The sequence below is a fragment of the Microcoleus sp. LEGE 07076 genome (genome assembly GCF_015207455.1).
GTDB lineage: Bacteria > Cyanobacteriota > Cyanobacteriia > Cyanobacteriales > Microcoleaceae > Microcoleus.
Map to the genome: position 1 here is coordinate 1 of NZ_JADEWV010000036.1, position 14,988 is coordinate 14,988.

The 14,988-nt window shown below is 46.5% G+C and carries 8 protein-coding genes and 1 pseudogene; 4 read left to right on the forward strand and 5 right to left on the reverse strand.

What is annotated here, in order from left to right:
• Positions 1-1,274: carotenoid isomerase (gene crtH, locus IQ270_RS08590; RefSeq protein ID WP_193972807.1), on the forward strand; the 1,274-nt coding region annotated here is incomplete at its 5' end.
• A 637-nt stretch (positions 1,275-1,911) separates the two neighbouring features.
• The gene (locus IQ270_RS08595; protein ID WP_193972808.1) at positions 1,912-2,565 is read left to right on the forward strand and encodes a Crp/Fnr family transcriptional regulator; all 654 of its coding nucleotides are present in this window, start codon (positions 1,912-1,914) and stop codon (positions 2,563-2,565) included.
• Positions 2,566-2,958: 393 nt separating this feature from the next.
• On the opposite strand, the gene IQ270_RS08600 is transcribed toward IQ270_RS08595, so the two are convergent.
• The 3 genes and pseudogenes from IQ270_RS08600 to IQ270_RS30825 form a co-directional block, all read right to left on the reverse strand.
• Complete coding sequence (locus tag IQ270_RS08600; RefSeq protein WP_193972809.1) at positions 2,959-4,179, reverse strand: FtsW/RodA/SpoVE family cell cycle protein; 1,221 nt, start codon at positions 4,177-4,179, stop codon at positions 2,959-2,961.
• A 482-nt stretch (positions 4,180-4,661) separates the two neighbouring features.
• Positions 4,662-5,674, reverse strand: a pseudogene (locus IQ270_RS08605) (transposase).
• 539 nt (positions 5,675-6,213) lie between these two features.
• The gene (locus IQ270_RS30825) at positions 6,214-6,432 is read right to left on the reverse strand and encodes a hypothetical protein (protein ID WP_228056182.1); all 219 of its coding nucleotides are present in this window, start codon (positions 6,430-6,432) and stop codon (positions 6,214-6,216) included.
• Between the two features lie 421 nt (positions 6,433-6,853).
• Here IQ270_RS30825 and IQ270_RS08615 point away from each other — a divergent pair, with 421 nt between their 5' ends.
• The gene (locus IQ270_RS08615) at positions 6,854-8,419 is read left to right on the forward strand and encodes an FAD-dependent oxidoreductase (RefSeq protein ID WP_193972810.1); all 1,566 of its coding nucleotides are present in this window, start codon (positions 6,854-6,856) and stop codon (positions 8,417-8,419) included.
• Positions 8,420-8,618: 199 nt separating this feature from the next.
• On the opposite strand, the gene IQ270_RS08620 is transcribed toward IQ270_RS08615, so the two are convergent.
• Complete coding sequence (locus IQ270_RS08620; RefSeq protein WP_193972811.1) at positions 8,619-9,488, reverse strand: lipid kinase; 870 nt, start codon at positions 9,486-9,488, stop codon at positions 8,619-8,621.
• A gap of 369 nt (positions 9,489-9,857) precedes the next feature.
• Between IQ270_RS08620 and IQ270_RS08625 the strand changes: the two genes are divergently transcribed.
• The gene (locus IQ270_RS08625) at positions 9,858-11,180 is read left to right on the forward strand and encodes a HEAT repeat domain-containing protein (RefSeq protein WP_193972812.1); all 1,323 of its coding nucleotides are present in this window, start codon (positions 9,858-9,860) and stop codon (positions 11,178-11,180) included.
• A 156-nt stretch (positions 11,181-11,336) separates the two neighbouring features.
• Here IQ270_RS08625 and IQ270_RS08630 read toward each other — a convergent pair whose 3' ends face one another.
• Positions 11,337-14,747: a PAS domain S-box protein gene (locus tag IQ270_RS08630; protein WP_228056183.1), complete on the reverse strand. Its 3,411-nt coding sequence runs from the start codon at positions 14,745-14,747 to the stop codon at positions 11,337-11,339.
• Positions 14,748-14,988 lie beyond the last annotated feature (241 nt).

Consider the following 14,988-nt stretch of genomic DNA (forward strand, 5'->3'; position numbering starts at 1 on the left):
CCCTCAAAGCAGTCAACGTCACCCTAGAAACAATTCCAGATCCCGTACAGCTTCACTATCACCTACCCGACAGCTTGGATCTGGAAGTTCCCCAGCCTTATGACAAATACTTGCAAGAATTAATTGACAGATTCCCTCACGAGCGCCAAGGCATCCAGAAATTTTACGGCGAATGCTGGAACGTCTTCAACTGCCTCAACGGCATGGAATTGCTATCCCTAGAAGAACCCGGATATCTGGTGCGAGTCTTTTTTCAGAATCCTTTAGCCTGTTTGGGATTAGTAAAATATCTGCCTCAAAATACTGGCGACATTGCGCGTCGCTACATCAAAGACCCCACTTTGTTGAAATTTATCGATATGGAATGCTACTACTGGTCTGTAGTACCCGCAGACTTAACACCGATGATTAACGCCGGAATGGTATTTTCCGACAGACATTACGGCGGCATAAATTATCCCAAAGGCGGAGTCGGTCAAATTGCCCAAAAATTAGTCGAAGGATTAGAGAAATTCGGCGGCAAAATTCAATACAAAGCTAAAGCAAAAAAAATTATCACAGAAAACGGCCGCGCCGTCGGAGTTGAACTCGCAACGGGCGAAGTTTACCGCGCCAAGCGGATAGTTTCTAACGCCACGCGGTGGGATACTTTCGAGAAATTGCTGCCTGCTGAAGAAATGCCAGCGAGCGAGAAGAAATGGCAGCAGCGCTATCAAAAAGCCCCCAGTTTCCTGAGTTTACATTTGGGAGTGGAAGCAAGCGCAATCCCTGTCGGTACTGCCTGTCACCACATTTTGTTAGAAGATTGGGAGAAAATGGAAGCACCAGAGGGAACTATTTTGGTGTCAGTTCCAACCGTGCTAGACCCGGATTTAGCTCCGGCAGGATATCACATTGTTCACGCTTTTACTTCGAGCTGGATGGAAGAGTGGGAAGGACTTTCCCAGCAGGAATATGAGGATAAAAAGGAAGAGGCTGCAGGGAGAATTATTGAAAGATTGGAAAAGATTTTCCCGGGTTTAGATGCTGGTTTGGATTATATGGAAGTCGGGACAGCGCGTTCTCACCGCCGCTTTTTGGGGCGCGAAGACGGAACTTACGGGCCGGTGCCACGCCAGAAGTTAATGGGTTTGTTGGGAATGCCGTTTAATCGAACTTCTATGCCCGGTTTGTATTGTGTGGGCGATAGTACATTTCCGGGACAGGGTTTAAATGCGGTGGCGTTTTCTGGGTTTGCTTGCGCGCACCGAATTGCTGTAGATTTGGGTTTTTAGATGTTCGGCATTTAACTGCCAAAAGTGGTTTGATATCAATTCCGGTAGCAAATGATCGATCGGCTTTTGAGCATTTAAATTGTCTGTTAACAAACGATCGAACCAATGTGTAAGGTGCATCGCACCAGATATCTGGCGTGAAATGCTCTGAATTGTTCTCGTGCGACGCACCCTACAACTACTGTGGCAGGATTTTGGAAAAATCGTATAACTTGATTCCCAAATACCTTTTAAGCTTGTCCGAAATCTGAGACTCGATACGTTCCCCTTTGCTTCTATATTTTGGTAATCTCAGTTTTGGGTTGAGTTTTCCCTGTTTTGCTAATTTCTCTAAAGTTGCCAAACAACTAAAAGATTCAGCAACAGATTTCAGAGCTTTTTGGGCGACTTGGGAATAAAGCAATCCGTAATTTTCGGGGGTTTTGGTGATTTTTTACGGTTCGGGATACTTAACCGCACTTTTGTTGTTAAAGTATTGCAGCAGACTTTGGTAAGTCCCGACATCAAACAGGTTGTGAAAACAATTAACCAAAGCTTATTTTTCCGCTAACCAGACGATCACCAAGCCTTTACCTTCGTGAGTTAGAGTTAAATCCATAGGTCTCAAACTACTGTTTTTTAGCTGGAAATAACGGATATGCCACCAACATCCAAAGCACTTTTAGCGGAAGTCCAGCATAACACGGGAGCGACTCGAAAATTGCATTTTTATGCCAAGGGCGAAACCATTCCTTTGAGATCCCAAGGGCTTTGGCAAGTCTGTCAAGGTTTAGCACAACTGAGCACACTTTATCCAAACGGGGAAGAAGGACTTTTGGGTTGGGTAGGGCCTTCGATGTGCTTCGGTTTGTGGTTGACAAATTTGCAGACTTACCGAGTGGCCGCGACATCAGATGTTTATTTGATGTGGTATTCTATGGTGGAAATCGAAGCTTCTCCTGAATTGGCTCACGAGTTGCTGCCTCAAATGGTACGGCGGTTGCGACAAATGGAATCAATTTTGGCGATCGCCGGAGTGCGCCGAGTAGAAGACCGTTTGTATCAGCTACTGCTATTGTTGCAGCAGGACTTCGGTCAGCCTGTGGTTGAGGGAACTCGTTTGAGCATCCGCTTGACTCATCAAGATATTGCTAATACTATTTGCACGACTAGAGTAACGGTAACGCGAATGCTGGGAAAATTGCAGCAGCAAGGGTTAATCAGTCGAGATGGCGATCGGCATTTAATTTTTAACAAAGATGTTTTTGCCTCCACCTCCGATTTGTTTGGCTGCAATCCTCAAGGAGTGTAGCAAGCGACAGAAATTTGCATCTACATAACCCTGTCTAATATTAAAGCGAAAATCCCACTACATGAGAATTATTTGTGTTGCTATTGCTCCCGCTATCTAGAGCCATAGATTTGTCGCCGGAAAAGATATAATTAAGCGGTGCATCTATTGAGGACAAAAATTCATGACTAATTCAACTCAAGAAACACCAAAACCAGACAAAAAAGAATTAATTGACATCACAGCTAAACCTCAGCAACAAGAAGAACCGCCAGATAAGGGTGACGGGCGGAAATAAATATAGTCTTGGAGACAAAAACCGGGTTTTTCACCGAGATTGCAGTTTTAAGCAAATATTTTGGTCAAAAAACCCGGTTTCTTGTGATCCGCGTTTCCCGGAAATAATTTGACAAATTATTCGGTTTGTGCAGTACCGTCGGTCGATCGCAACTTCGGCTTTCCCGACACCTTTCTGCGTCCGTCGAGAGAAACAACATCGGCCTCAGAACTCTCCCTAGCCACCCGAATCAGCAAACCCGACAACAACAAACTCGCCACCATCGACGAACCCCCGTAACTAAAAAACGGCAGCGGCAAACCCGTAGTCGGCAAAACCCCCGTCGCCACCCCAATATTTAGCATCGACTGTCCCACCATCACCACCATTACCCCAATCGCCACCAACTGACTCTCAATATTCCGGGCCCTCATCGCCACCCTCAAAGCCACGGTAGCGTAAGCTGCCAACATCAGCAACAGCGCAAACCCCCCCACCAAACCAAACTCCTCAGCAAACACAGCAAAAATAAAATCGCTGTACTGAATCGGCAAATAAAATAACTTTTGCTGCGACATCCCAAAACCAACACCCCAAATCCCGCCAGAACCAACAGCCAGCAGACTTTGAATCAACTGATAGCCATCCTGCATCGGATCTGCCCAAGGATTGAGAAAAGACATAATCCGGCGGCGCTGATATTCCCGAAAACTAATACTTAAAACCGCCAAAAGCATTCCCCCCGCGGCCGTTGCGCCCAACTGCAAGTAAGGCAAGCCCGCCGCCAAAGCCACCAACCACAAAGTTATCCCGCACAAAGCCGTGGTGCTCAAATTGGGCTGCAACAAAATTCCCAACAGCATGGCGCCGAAAATTAACAGCCAACTGAGGCGAACTTTATTCGTCAACCGGGGCCAGTTGCCAAAAATCCGGGCGCTTTGGAGAACGAAAAACGGCTTGATCAATTCCGAAGGTTGAATAATCGGCACCGGGCCCAGAGATATCCAGCGAGTCGCCCCGTTGACGGTGGTTCCCACTCCCGGAATTAAGGTCAACCAGAGCAATCCCAGCAGCATCAGGATGCCTAACTGAGCTGTTTTCAGCAAGTAACGCAGGGGGGAGTATACCATTAAGTTAAAACCTGCCAGCCCGATCGCCACTGCGATTAGCTGTCGTTTAAAATAGTAAAGGCCGTCTCCAAATTGTGAATTTGCAATGGGATAGGAAGCCGAAAACAATGCTGTGAGCCCTACAAACAGCCACAAAAAAGTCAGCCACCTCAGCCACCGGGCTTCAGCGGCCCACTGCGACGCGCTGGGGTCTAAAAATGGAATGAAGCGTCGAATGTGATTAGTCATCAGTCAGTTGGGGAGCATCTCAGTTATGCAATAATAAGTATTTCTACTCAGACAGAAACTATCAGAGAATAGCACAAAATCTACAAGGAAAAATAGATGACAGCCCAAGAACCCTAAAATCTTACAAAAACATTTGCAAGCTGTTGCCAGCATACTTCTCAAGAATACACCAAAAGAACAACTCAAAGACTTTGCCCTGATTGAACTAGCAGTCAGAGACCATCTACTAAAACAAGTCGCGCCAGAAATCGGATTTTTTTTTTAAGCAGAAACAGCTCGCACAAGAGCAGGGAGACTAAGAGGGATTCAAACCTGTCTGGGAGTATGGCAAGTCAGTGAGAAACTCTCGCCAGAAACTGGGATTGAAGAAACGAACCCGATTGAGTCAACAACTCGAAGCAAGTTGCTTATTGCTCAGAAGTGTTGAACCCTTATTGATAGGATTTTGAAAATAGACATAGAAATCCTATCTACTGCTAATTTCAGTAATAGAAAACAAGTTCCTTAAACCAGTGAATATAGCTGACTATCTCACACATAAAAGTCTGTAAACATCGTAACTTATCTAACAGTTTATTGCCAATATAATCGGTAGCTTCAACCAACTGAAGCCACAAATAACAAATTAAACAGACAGAGATTTGTATCCTAATTTCCTTGGTGTTTTTAATAATCAGACGAGCCAATTTTAAATGCACTTTTAAGAATTTCCACAGCAATTCAATCTGCCATCGTCTTCGATGAATTTCTTCAATTTCGACCTTAGTGTATGCTATTTCTCCTGATTCAGGCAAATTAGTCACTAACCTAAATTCACTCAGTGTTTTTAAATCCGAAAAAATCACTAATTTTACTTGAACTTTTGGTTGTTCACTCCACCGTTTATAAGTTCCATCCTCCTTAATGTTGATAGTAGTATTGTTGTTGATTCGTAGTAGAAAATATTGATTTTCGAGCAAGGCTTGAACGCGTTCAGAACTAGAAAAACCTCTATCCATTATGGCGACTTTATTTTGAGCTGTGGCTGCTATGGTTTCATTGACCTACTGACTGTCATGACCTTGTCCAAAATGAATGTACACTCCATCAATCATTACCCGTTCATTGTCCGTTCCAGCAAATAATTTTACTTGCTGATATTCCTGTTGCCATAGTAATTTACTTGTTCAGGTAACTATCGTTGAATCTAATGCGAATAAAATCATCCTATCTCGCTCAATTAATTGACGTTTTACATCCGGTTGCAATCTTTCAAATATGTTTACAAAAATACCAGTATCTCTCTGTTTACTAGCCTTTGAAAACCTTGATATATCTAGGGAGATGTCTCGGCTGTTTAAACGGTGCAGGGCGATCGCATAGTATCGAGACTTTTGTCAAAACTAAACCCTAGCCAGCCGGAAACAAATGTGAAGCTATCTAAAACAGGATCATCATCTTTGGGTAAATGGGCGAGATATTGTTTGACAATTTTGGGGAAGTTATAAAATAGCATTTTAGTTAATTATTAATAATTTATAACTCTGCAATTATACATTGCTCTGCCGATTTTTGCAAGAGGTCTAATTGAGTCAAAAAATCCGTTGTGAGTTAATGTCTGTGGGAGTAAAAGTTGCTATCTAGCACTTTTTTAGTATCACCGATAATTCATCAATTTATTCATTTTTCAATCTTTTCTATTATGCCATCAGCTTAGCTAGACAATTGTCTGAGTATTTGTACTGATTGCCACAGTGAGATGCTCCCGCCGCTCCCATGCTCCGGATCAAGTAAGAAGCAATGTCTAGACTTGTCTAGTATTTGTATAGCAGGGAAGATATGCACACACTTGTGCTAATTGTTCAGCGGCTTTACCGATTGGGTTGTCCCAACTGGTAATAGGTTCGTGTCTTAACCGCAGCGCCCAACTGTCACTGATCGAAGGAAAAGCGTGCGATCGTACTATATGCCTAGCCAATGCTGACAGGTATACCTGTGGGTTGATGTTCATAGGTAGGTTCTTTGAGGGTAGGTGCATGACGTCTCAACCCTCCCCTATGGTCGATCGCTAATACGCTCACGTTCCACTTGTGATAGTTGTTGGATGTATAGTTGCATCAATTGGTCTCGGTCTGGTCTACAATCTTGCAGTGCCTCGTAGACGCTCAACCACTCGCGCCGAAACAAGGGATTGAGGGCAAAATCTCCTAAACATAATATCTGGCGGGTTGTCATCACCGCATCTGCTAGTTCAAAGGTGGCATATGCATGCATGACCTAGACATCGATCGGCAGGTTGACGAAATTCCGGTAATTGTTCAAACTTGATTGGAGGTAGATTTGAGATTTTTGGTGAATTCTCCATTTTCTACCCGCTCTGCTGTCTGTAGTTACGATCGCACACATTTGTTTTTCAACTTGATTTCTATGCCTGTCTCGCGCCTGGGGTAAAACCTTGCTCAAGTATTGCTATACCATCAGACAGTCCGTGTTAATTTTCTGGCAGCTCGTGACACAGGGAGCGTCGCAATCTCAAAGAGAACGTCAACGGTCGCTGGCATCTATACTCATGGTTAACCTCATAGCTTGTCGCCAGTGACCGTTGCCGTTCTTATATAAACGTTTGCCAGTTGAGTTGCGATCGCATTTTTTGACGTGCTTAGTCTAAACTCCAATTCAATAATATTAAAACCCGATGTCCCTCACCGAACAAATCCTCTCCCAAGTGCCGGGAGATGCCCTTCAAGGCCTGCAAAAGGTCGATCGACTCTGGGAAAACCTCAAACAAAACACCGCCCCAGCACCCCAAGCAGTCAAACACAGCCAACAACCCCTCGAAACCCTCGACTTCGACATAGTTATCAGCGGCGGAACCCTAGGAATATTAATCGGTACAGCCTTAGTCCTGCGGGGTTGGCGAGTAGCCTTGCTAGAACGCGGCATCCTGCGAGGCCGCGACCAAGAATGGAACATTTCTCGCAAAGAATTAGACGTATTCTTAGAACTAAACTTGCTATCGCTTGCAGAGATAGACAAAGCAACAGCCACCGAATACAACCCAGCACGAATCAGCTTTCCCAACACCCCAGACATCTGGGTGCGCGACGTACTCAACATCGGAATCGACCCAGTTTACCTCCTCGAAACCCTCAAACAAAAATTTCTCCAAGCCGGAGGAAAACTATTTGAAAAGACACCATTTAAAACAGCAACAATTCACCCTAATGGAGTCGCAGTTGCATCAGAAAATACAGATTCACCAACTCTCAATAATTTATTTAAAACCAGATTGTTATTAGACGCAATGGGACATTTCTCACCCATTGTCCGCCAAGCAAGACAAGGCAAAAAACCCGACGCTGTATGTTTAGTAGTAGGCACTTGCGCCCGAGGATACCCCAAAAACGAAACCGGCGACATATTTGCATCCTTCACCTCAATGCAAAATCAGTGCCAATACTTTTGGGAAGCATTTCCAGCCAGAGACGGACGCACTACTTACTTATTTACCTACATAGACGCCGATACAGAAAGATTCAGTTTAGAAACATTATTTGAAGAATATTTGCGCTTGCTGCCCCAATATCAAAACATCGAACTCGAACAGTTAAAATTCCAAAGAGCACTCTACGGATTCTTTCCCTGCTATCGCCAAAGTCCTCTAAAAATGCCTTGGAATCGCATACTTCCAGTCGGAGACAGCAGCGGTAGCCAATCGCCCCTCAGCTTCGGCGGTTTCGGCGCAATGGTGCGCCACCTCAAACGCTTAACTCTCGGAATTGACGAAGCTTTAACCAGCGAAAGTCTAGACAAAAATTCCCTCGCAATTTTGCAACCGTATCAACCAAATCTATCAGTTACTTGGTTGTTTCAGCGTTCGATGAGTGCTGCGATGAATCAGAAAATAGACCCCAATCAAATCAATCAACTTTTGGCTGCCGTATTTCAGGTAATGGAAGAGTTGGGAGAACCGGTTCTCAAACCGTTTCTTCAGGATATCGTGCTGTTTCCTGCTTTGTCAAAAACCTTGTTTAAAACAGCAATTAGCCATCCCGGATTAGTTATGAAAATTATCCCGCAGGTGGGAATTGCTAATTTGGTCGATTGGATGGTTCATTATGTAAATTTAGGAATTTATACGGGATTGCAGCCTTTGGGGAAAGCTGTAGAACCGCAGGTAAAAAATTTAGCTCCGGAACAGCAATACTATTTTCACCGATTAGTTGAAGCGTGGAAATACGGCGCTGGAGGCGATTATTAACTAGGTCAGAAATTGGGTTTGTAGTGAGGAATTTAGTCTGTATCAAAATCAGACGAATAAAATCCTCATATCGTTTCCGGTTGCATCCCAATAATAAAATCGAGTCAAGAGTTAACAATCAACCATTCAGTTTTTCGAGCCGCCCGTCAACAGTCAACAGTCATGTATGAGTGCAACCGGAATTGATATCACTACAAACTTATGAAGGAGCTATCACGGCTAAAGCTTGGGGAATCACGCGGAATTTTGCAGGCGTGTGAGTGGTGATTTCACCGTCGGTATTAATCGGACGGCGTTTGCTAGTATTAATCTCAAATTCTTGAGCGCGCAAGGCGCGAACGTTAGGCCAACTCGTATGATTTCCTTGCTTCATCGCCGGGAGTAAAGCAATGATTTCCCACCAATGTTGTGTTTCTAAACTGTACAAATCCAGTCGCCTGTCGTCGATGGTGGCATCCTCAGCAACAGTCATGCCGCCGCCGTAGTAGCGACCGTTGCCGATCGCAATTTGAATGCTTTTAACATTAAAAGATTCGTTGTTAACCCTAATTTCTGCTCTGAACGGTCGCGATTTCCGAATTGTCTGCCAAGCAGTAAAAGCATAGGCAAAAACTCCCCAACGCTGCTTTACGTCTTTAGTCAGCCGCTGGGTAATTTGGACGCTCAATCCCAAACTTGCCACATTTAAGAAATGCTGGTTGTTTACCAAACCTAAGTCTATGAGGCGAATTTTTCCGCTGGAAATTATTTGACAAGCTGTGGGTAAAGCTATAGGAATTCCCAGAGTGCGAGCTAGGTCATTAGCTGTTCCCATCGGCAAAATACCCAAGGGCAATTTAGTGTCAATCAAGCCTTCGATGGCGCAGTTGAGAGTGCCGTCGCCGCCGCCGATTATGACTAATTCGACTTGATTTTGGTAGCGCCGAATTGTGTCTGAAATTTGGCTGGCGCGATCGGTAGATTCTACAATTAATTCAAAACCCAGTGCTTGTAGTTCTGCAATGGCTTGAGATAATAGTTCTTGCCCTTTTCGGGAGTGCTGGTTTACTAAAAGTAGAGCTTTCTTCATGTATTAGCTTTTTATGAGCAATATTGAGTGTTGTTAATTACTGTATAAGCTGGATGGTTTAAGTGTATGAAATTAATTATTGAAAGTGGTTTTTTGTGATATGAGGTAGACTATTAGAGGGGGAATTGGGGATTGGTAATTGGTAATTTGAGTTTGGGTTGGCTACCAGCTATGATTTAGGAGTGATTGCAGATTGCGGGAGCGTACCTGACTTAACTGAGAAAGGTTATAGTTTCATTTTACAGGTTATGATGGATTGACAAAAATGTCAAAAAATGGATAATTGTAGCAAAATATTGCTAAAAAGTAGCTGCGGCTCTGGGCTAGCAGCAAACAATCTCGCTTCTCGATCGAAGCTAAATGAAAATCATGTGTGATATTTTACAAAAAGCGCAGGTTGCTGCCGATCGCCAAAACTGGCCGGAGTTAGTCGAATGCTTGCAGCAAGTGACAGCTAACACTAGCAAGTCGCAGGAACAACAAATTTTAGAGCAATCTGTCAGTTTAGCAATACAAGCTTTAGAATGGGGCGATTTTCAAGACCGCTGGGAAATTGCTAAAGTATTGCCAAATCTGGGAAATGGCGCGATCGCACCTTTAATTGCCGTGCTCGAAGACGAAGACGGCGACACGGAACCGCGGTGGTTCGCCGCCCGCATTCTGGGAAAGTTCGTGAAGCCTAGCTATCCCGAAGGGAATCGCCCGGAAGTGATTGCAGCTTTAGTAAAATTAGTCAAAAATACCGACGAAGAACTGAGTCAAATCGCGGCCCAAACCCTGGCGAATTTCGGCAGCGCAGCGATAGAATCCTTAGCAAATCTCTTGCAGCAAGAAGACTCGCGACTGTTTGCAACAGCAGCCCTCGCCCAAATTCGGCACCCCGAAATCATCGTACCGCTGTTGGGCGTAGTCAAAGATTCTCAAGTGGGAGTGCGGGTGGCTGCGATCGAGGCTTTGAGCAGCTTTCGCGACTCCCGCATTCCGCCGATACTGGTAGAAGCGCTCAAAGATGTGGCGGCAGCAGTCAGAAAAGAAGCAGTGCGAGCTCTGGGAGTTCGCGCTTATTTAGACGCAGAATTAGATTTAGTTAAGTTGCTCAAACCTTTGCTTTGGGACATCCGATTAGAAGTGTGCCAACAAGCGGCGATCGCGATCGGGCGAGTGAAAACCGATGCTGCGGCTGCTGCTTTATTTGAATTGCTGCGATCGCCCGCAACTCCAGTCGAGTTGCAAATTGAAACTGTGCGCGCCCTAAGCTGGATGGAAACTGCAACCGCTTTAGAATATTTGCACCAAACCTTAATTGCTGATATCAATAACACAAAATCGGCTGTTTGTCAAGAGATTGTTAATGTTTTAGGTCGAGGGTCAAAGCCGGAATTAAAAGCGACAACTGCTGAAATGGCGATCGATTTGCTTGCAAGCAATCATCCCGCCGTGCAGTCGGCAGAAATGAAACAATCTTTAGCTTTAAGCTTAGGGAAATTAGGAGACACCAGAGCGCTAGATGTGCTGATTCAACTGTTAGCAGATGCCGACAACAGCGTCAGGCTGCACAGTTTATCAGCGCTCAAACAGCTAGGTGCTGGGGAAGTCCGGCAGCAATTAGAGAGTTTAGCTAAGCAAGACAATCTGGAACCGGGATTGAGAGAGGGAATTGCGATCGCCCTGCAAGAATGGCAGGAAAATTAGTCTTGTTGAGGGTTGACTGTTGAGGGTTGACTGTTGACGGTTGACTGACAACTAACAACTAACAACTAACAACTAACAACTAACAACTAACAACTAACAACTAACAACTAACAACTAACAACTAACAACTAACAACTAACAACTAACAACTAACAACTAACAACTAACAACTGGCTCAATTGGCAATCGCACTCCGAAAGTCGAGCCGAGTCCTTCCCCGGGACTTTCGACCCAGACAGTGCCGCCGTGGAGTTCGACCAGATGGCGGACGATCGCCAATCCCAGTCCCAGCCCGCCGTAATTGCGCGTAGAACTGCTGTCAGCTTGCCGGAAGCGATCGAACACAAACGGCAAAAACTCCTTGCTGATGCCAATTCCCGTATCGCTGACAGCGAGAGTCACAGAGTGAACCGGAGACACAGACAAAATGGCACTACCAGCCGATCGCGGTTCCCCATCCTCCGAGATCCTGATTTCCACGCGACCCGACGGCGGCGTAAACTTAATCGCATTCGAGAGCAAATTCCAAACCACCTGCTGCAAGCGGATAGCATCGCCCCTCAGACTGGTCGCCCCTTCGCCGTAAAAACTTGCCAATTCAACTCCCTTAACTTCAGCATCGGGGCCTAGCGCCTTGACTGCGGTTTCTGCAATCAATACCAAATTCACCGGGGACAGCTTCAAACACACTTTGCCGCTAACAATCCGGGAAATGTCGAGCAAATCCTCAATCATCTGAGTCTGCAACCGCCCGTTGCGCTCGATCGTCTCCAAAGCCACAGCCGTTTTTTCAGCACTCAACTTGCGCTGGCGCAGCATCTGAGCCCAGCCCACCACCGCGTTGAGAGGCGTCCGCAACTCGTGAGAAAGCGTTGCCAAAAACTCGTCTTTAATTCGGTTGGCTTCCGCCGCTTCCCGGTAAAGCCGCCCATTGTCGATCGCCACCCCCAAATCCCGCGCCAAATCCTCCAGCAATACCAAATCGCCTTGTCCGCAGCGGCGGCCGGACTCCCCGCACAGCAGCGAAATCGCTCCCAGCGTCCGCCCGCGAGCCATCAGCGGCACGCAGATTGCCGATAGCGGAGTCTGGGCTCGCAGCACTTCCTGCAGTTCCCTGTCCGGTATCACCGCCTCGATCGCCCAATTCGGTATTTCTGGGTAAAGCTTCGACTCCCCAGTCCGCAGCACCTTTGCGATTCCGTGGTGTGCGTGGGGGTCTACGGGTAAGCGCTGGTCGATTTGCCACAGCAGAGAGACTTGGCTCGGATCTGAGTGAGCAAGTGCTTGCAGGCCGATCGAGCCGTCGGCCTCGATTAAATGCACGCAGCACCAGTCCCCCAACTCCGGCACTGCTAAATTTGCCAAACCTTGCAGCGCTTCCTGGTAATCCAAGGAAGCCGACGACGACAGCAAAGCCAAAGCTCTAGCGCGGAAATCGGCTGTTTGAGTCGCTCGCTGGCGATCGTCAATATCGGTACAAGTCCCGAACCACTTGATGATTTTCCCCTCAGCATCCAGCACGGGCAATGCCCTGCCCAGATGCCAGCGGTAAGACCCGTCAGATGCGCGTTTAAAGCGGTATTCCACCTCATAAGTCCCCCCCGTCTGCACCGAGGTCTTCCAGCGTTCTAGGCAGTTTTCCACGTCATCTGGGTGCAAAACTGGCTGCCACCCCCAGCCTTGAGTTTCCTCCAGCGTCATGCCGGTATATTCAAACCAGCGCTGGTTGTAATAGTCGATCGCACCGTCGGGCAAAGCAGTCCAAACTATTTGCGGGATGGATTCAGCGAGGACGCGGTACAACTGTTCGCTGGCTTCTGCTTGGTGGCGGGCGGCTTGTTCCCGCGCCAATGCCAGATTCCGCTGTTCTTCGGCTTGTTTGCGAGCGGTGATGTCGCCGATCGCCCCGATCCACTTGCAGGGATTGCCTTGAGAATCAAGCACTGCTTTGCCCCGATCGATCCAGTGAAGCCAGCGGCCGCTTTGGCTCTGAACGCGGTATTCCTCAAAAAATGGTGTAGCAGAGATGTCTGGCGCGCTCAAATATCGATCGACCGCGGCCTGGACTCGATCTCGGTCTTCCGAATTCAAGATACTGTTCCAAGCTGCTCTCGTCCTCGGAAACCCACCTTTTTCGTACTCCAAATGTTTGTCTATCTGACCGAACCACAGGACGATCCCAGTCTCAATATCCCATTCGTAAATCAAATTGCTGGCACTTTCAGCAGCAATCCGAAACCGCTCTTCAGACTGTCGCAGCACTTCCAAAAAGTTCAAACGTTCCGTCACGTCCAGAACCAGGGACAGCACCGATATCAACTGTCCCGAATCGCTGTAAAAAGCCGAATTATACCATTCACAGTGCAGCAACGAACCGCCCTTAGTATAATTGCTGTTGCGAACTACATTGCAGCGAGCTCCTGGTTTTTTTAAACTATAAATTGCCGCTTTTACATCTTCTAAATCGCCCTCATCGTTCGAGTTCCATTCACTAAAATGCTTCCCTAAAACTTCTGCTTCCTTCCAGCCAAAAATCTTCTCGGCTGCCGGCGACCACCCGCCGATCCGAAAGTTTTCATCCCACTCAATCACCGCTAGAGGAGTATTTTCAAAATGAGAATTGAGTTTTTGCAGCGCCTCGCGCAGGGATGCTTCTACTTGTTTGCGCCTAGTTATATCGCTAAAAGAAATAGCAATGCCGTCCCCCAATTTAACAGTCATAACCCGAAACCAGCCGACAATGCCTTCGCTGTTGTAAGAAATCTCGGTATCTAGAGGAATTCCTGTTTCAGCAACTTGCACGTAACGATCGAACAAATCGCTATTTTTATGGCCCGGCAGCACCTCCAACAATCGCTTTCCCACCAATTCTTCAGGAGCGATATGCTGAATTTTTGCCGCTGCGGGATTGACGTATTCCCATTCAAAATCCACAATTTTAGAGCCATCGCGAAGGCTGCGGAACACATTAAATCCGTCTAGAGATAATTCCTGAAAAACCCGGAAGCGTTCTTCGCTTTCTTGCAGCTTGCTTACAGTGTCGAGCAACAGTTCCTCGATTCGCTCGCGCTGAGCTATTACCGAGACCAATTGCTGGTTAATTTGCTGGAGTTGGGTTCCCGGGGAGGCGACGGAATTTTTAATCGCCCCGGAGGCTTGCCATTGAGGTTCGACCTTTTCAGTTTCCGGCGCTGTATTTGCTGGTAAAGAAGCCAAACCGCCCGAAGTCAATAGTTGAGAAAGCGATGGCATCAGTTCGGCCACAGCCCACAAAGAGATGACAGCGGTAACGGCGGCGAGCAAACTTGAGGGCTCGTAGCTGGGATGCACCAGCATCCAAACCTGCATCAGGTAAGTTGTCCCGCAGCAGAAAAACCAGGCTCCCAACAAAAGAAACCTCTTGCTCGAAGGCAACTTGCGGTGCTTCCACGCAAAGTATGTCAGAATTGCTGGAACTGAATAATCAGCCAGGGCAATTAACAAATCGCTGACCGCGTGCAGTCCCATCAACTGCAAAGGCCACCCTTCCCATCCACCTTGGGGAATAAAATTTTGGCTAAATGACATAATCTTAAGAGATAATTGCAGGATTTCGGCTTTCCTGTGCGATCGATCTTACTTGCAGTTGTGTTGCTGACCCGCTCTAGCAATCCTCACTGATTCGCGAAATTTGTAGGGGTAGTCCTAAGAGTTCCTACCCCACGGATTCGGAATCTTCACGAGGGGAAGATCCCTACAATAAATTATACAAATGATGCGAGGCTCGCTATAATTCCTAGTTATACACAAAAAACACAAAAAAAACCGT

Excerpts from the sequence above, each read along its gene's own strand:
- IQ270_RS08595 (WP_193972808.1), top strand. The coding sequence starts at position 1,912 with ATGCCACCAACATCCAAAGCACTTTTAGCGGAAGTCCAGCATAACACG.
- IQ270_RS08600 (WP_193972809.1), bottom strand. The coding sequence starts at position 4,179 with ATGACTAATCACATTCGACGCTTCATTCCATTTTTAGACCCCAGCGCG.
- IQ270_RS30825 (WP_228056182.1), bottom strand. The coding sequence starts at position 6,432 with ATGCATGCATATGCCACCTTTGAACTAGCAGATGCGGTGATGACAACC.
- IQ270_RS08615 (WP_193972810.1), top strand. The coding sequence starts at position 6,854 with ATGTCCCTCACCGAACAAATCCTCTCCCAAGTGCCGGGAGATGCCCTT.
- IQ270_RS08620 (WP_193972811.1), bottom strand. The coding sequence starts at position 9,488 with ATGAAGAAAGCTCTACTTTTAGTAAACCAGCACTCCCGAAAAGGGCAA.
- IQ270_RS08625 (WP_193972812.1), top strand. The coding sequence starts at position 9,858 with ATGTGTGATATTTTACAAAAAGCGCAGGTTGCTGCCGATCGCCAAAAC.
- IQ270_RS08630 (WP_228056183.1), bottom strand. The coding sequence starts at position 14,747 with ATGTCATTTAGCCAAAATTTTATTCCCCAAGGTGGATGGGAAGGGTGG.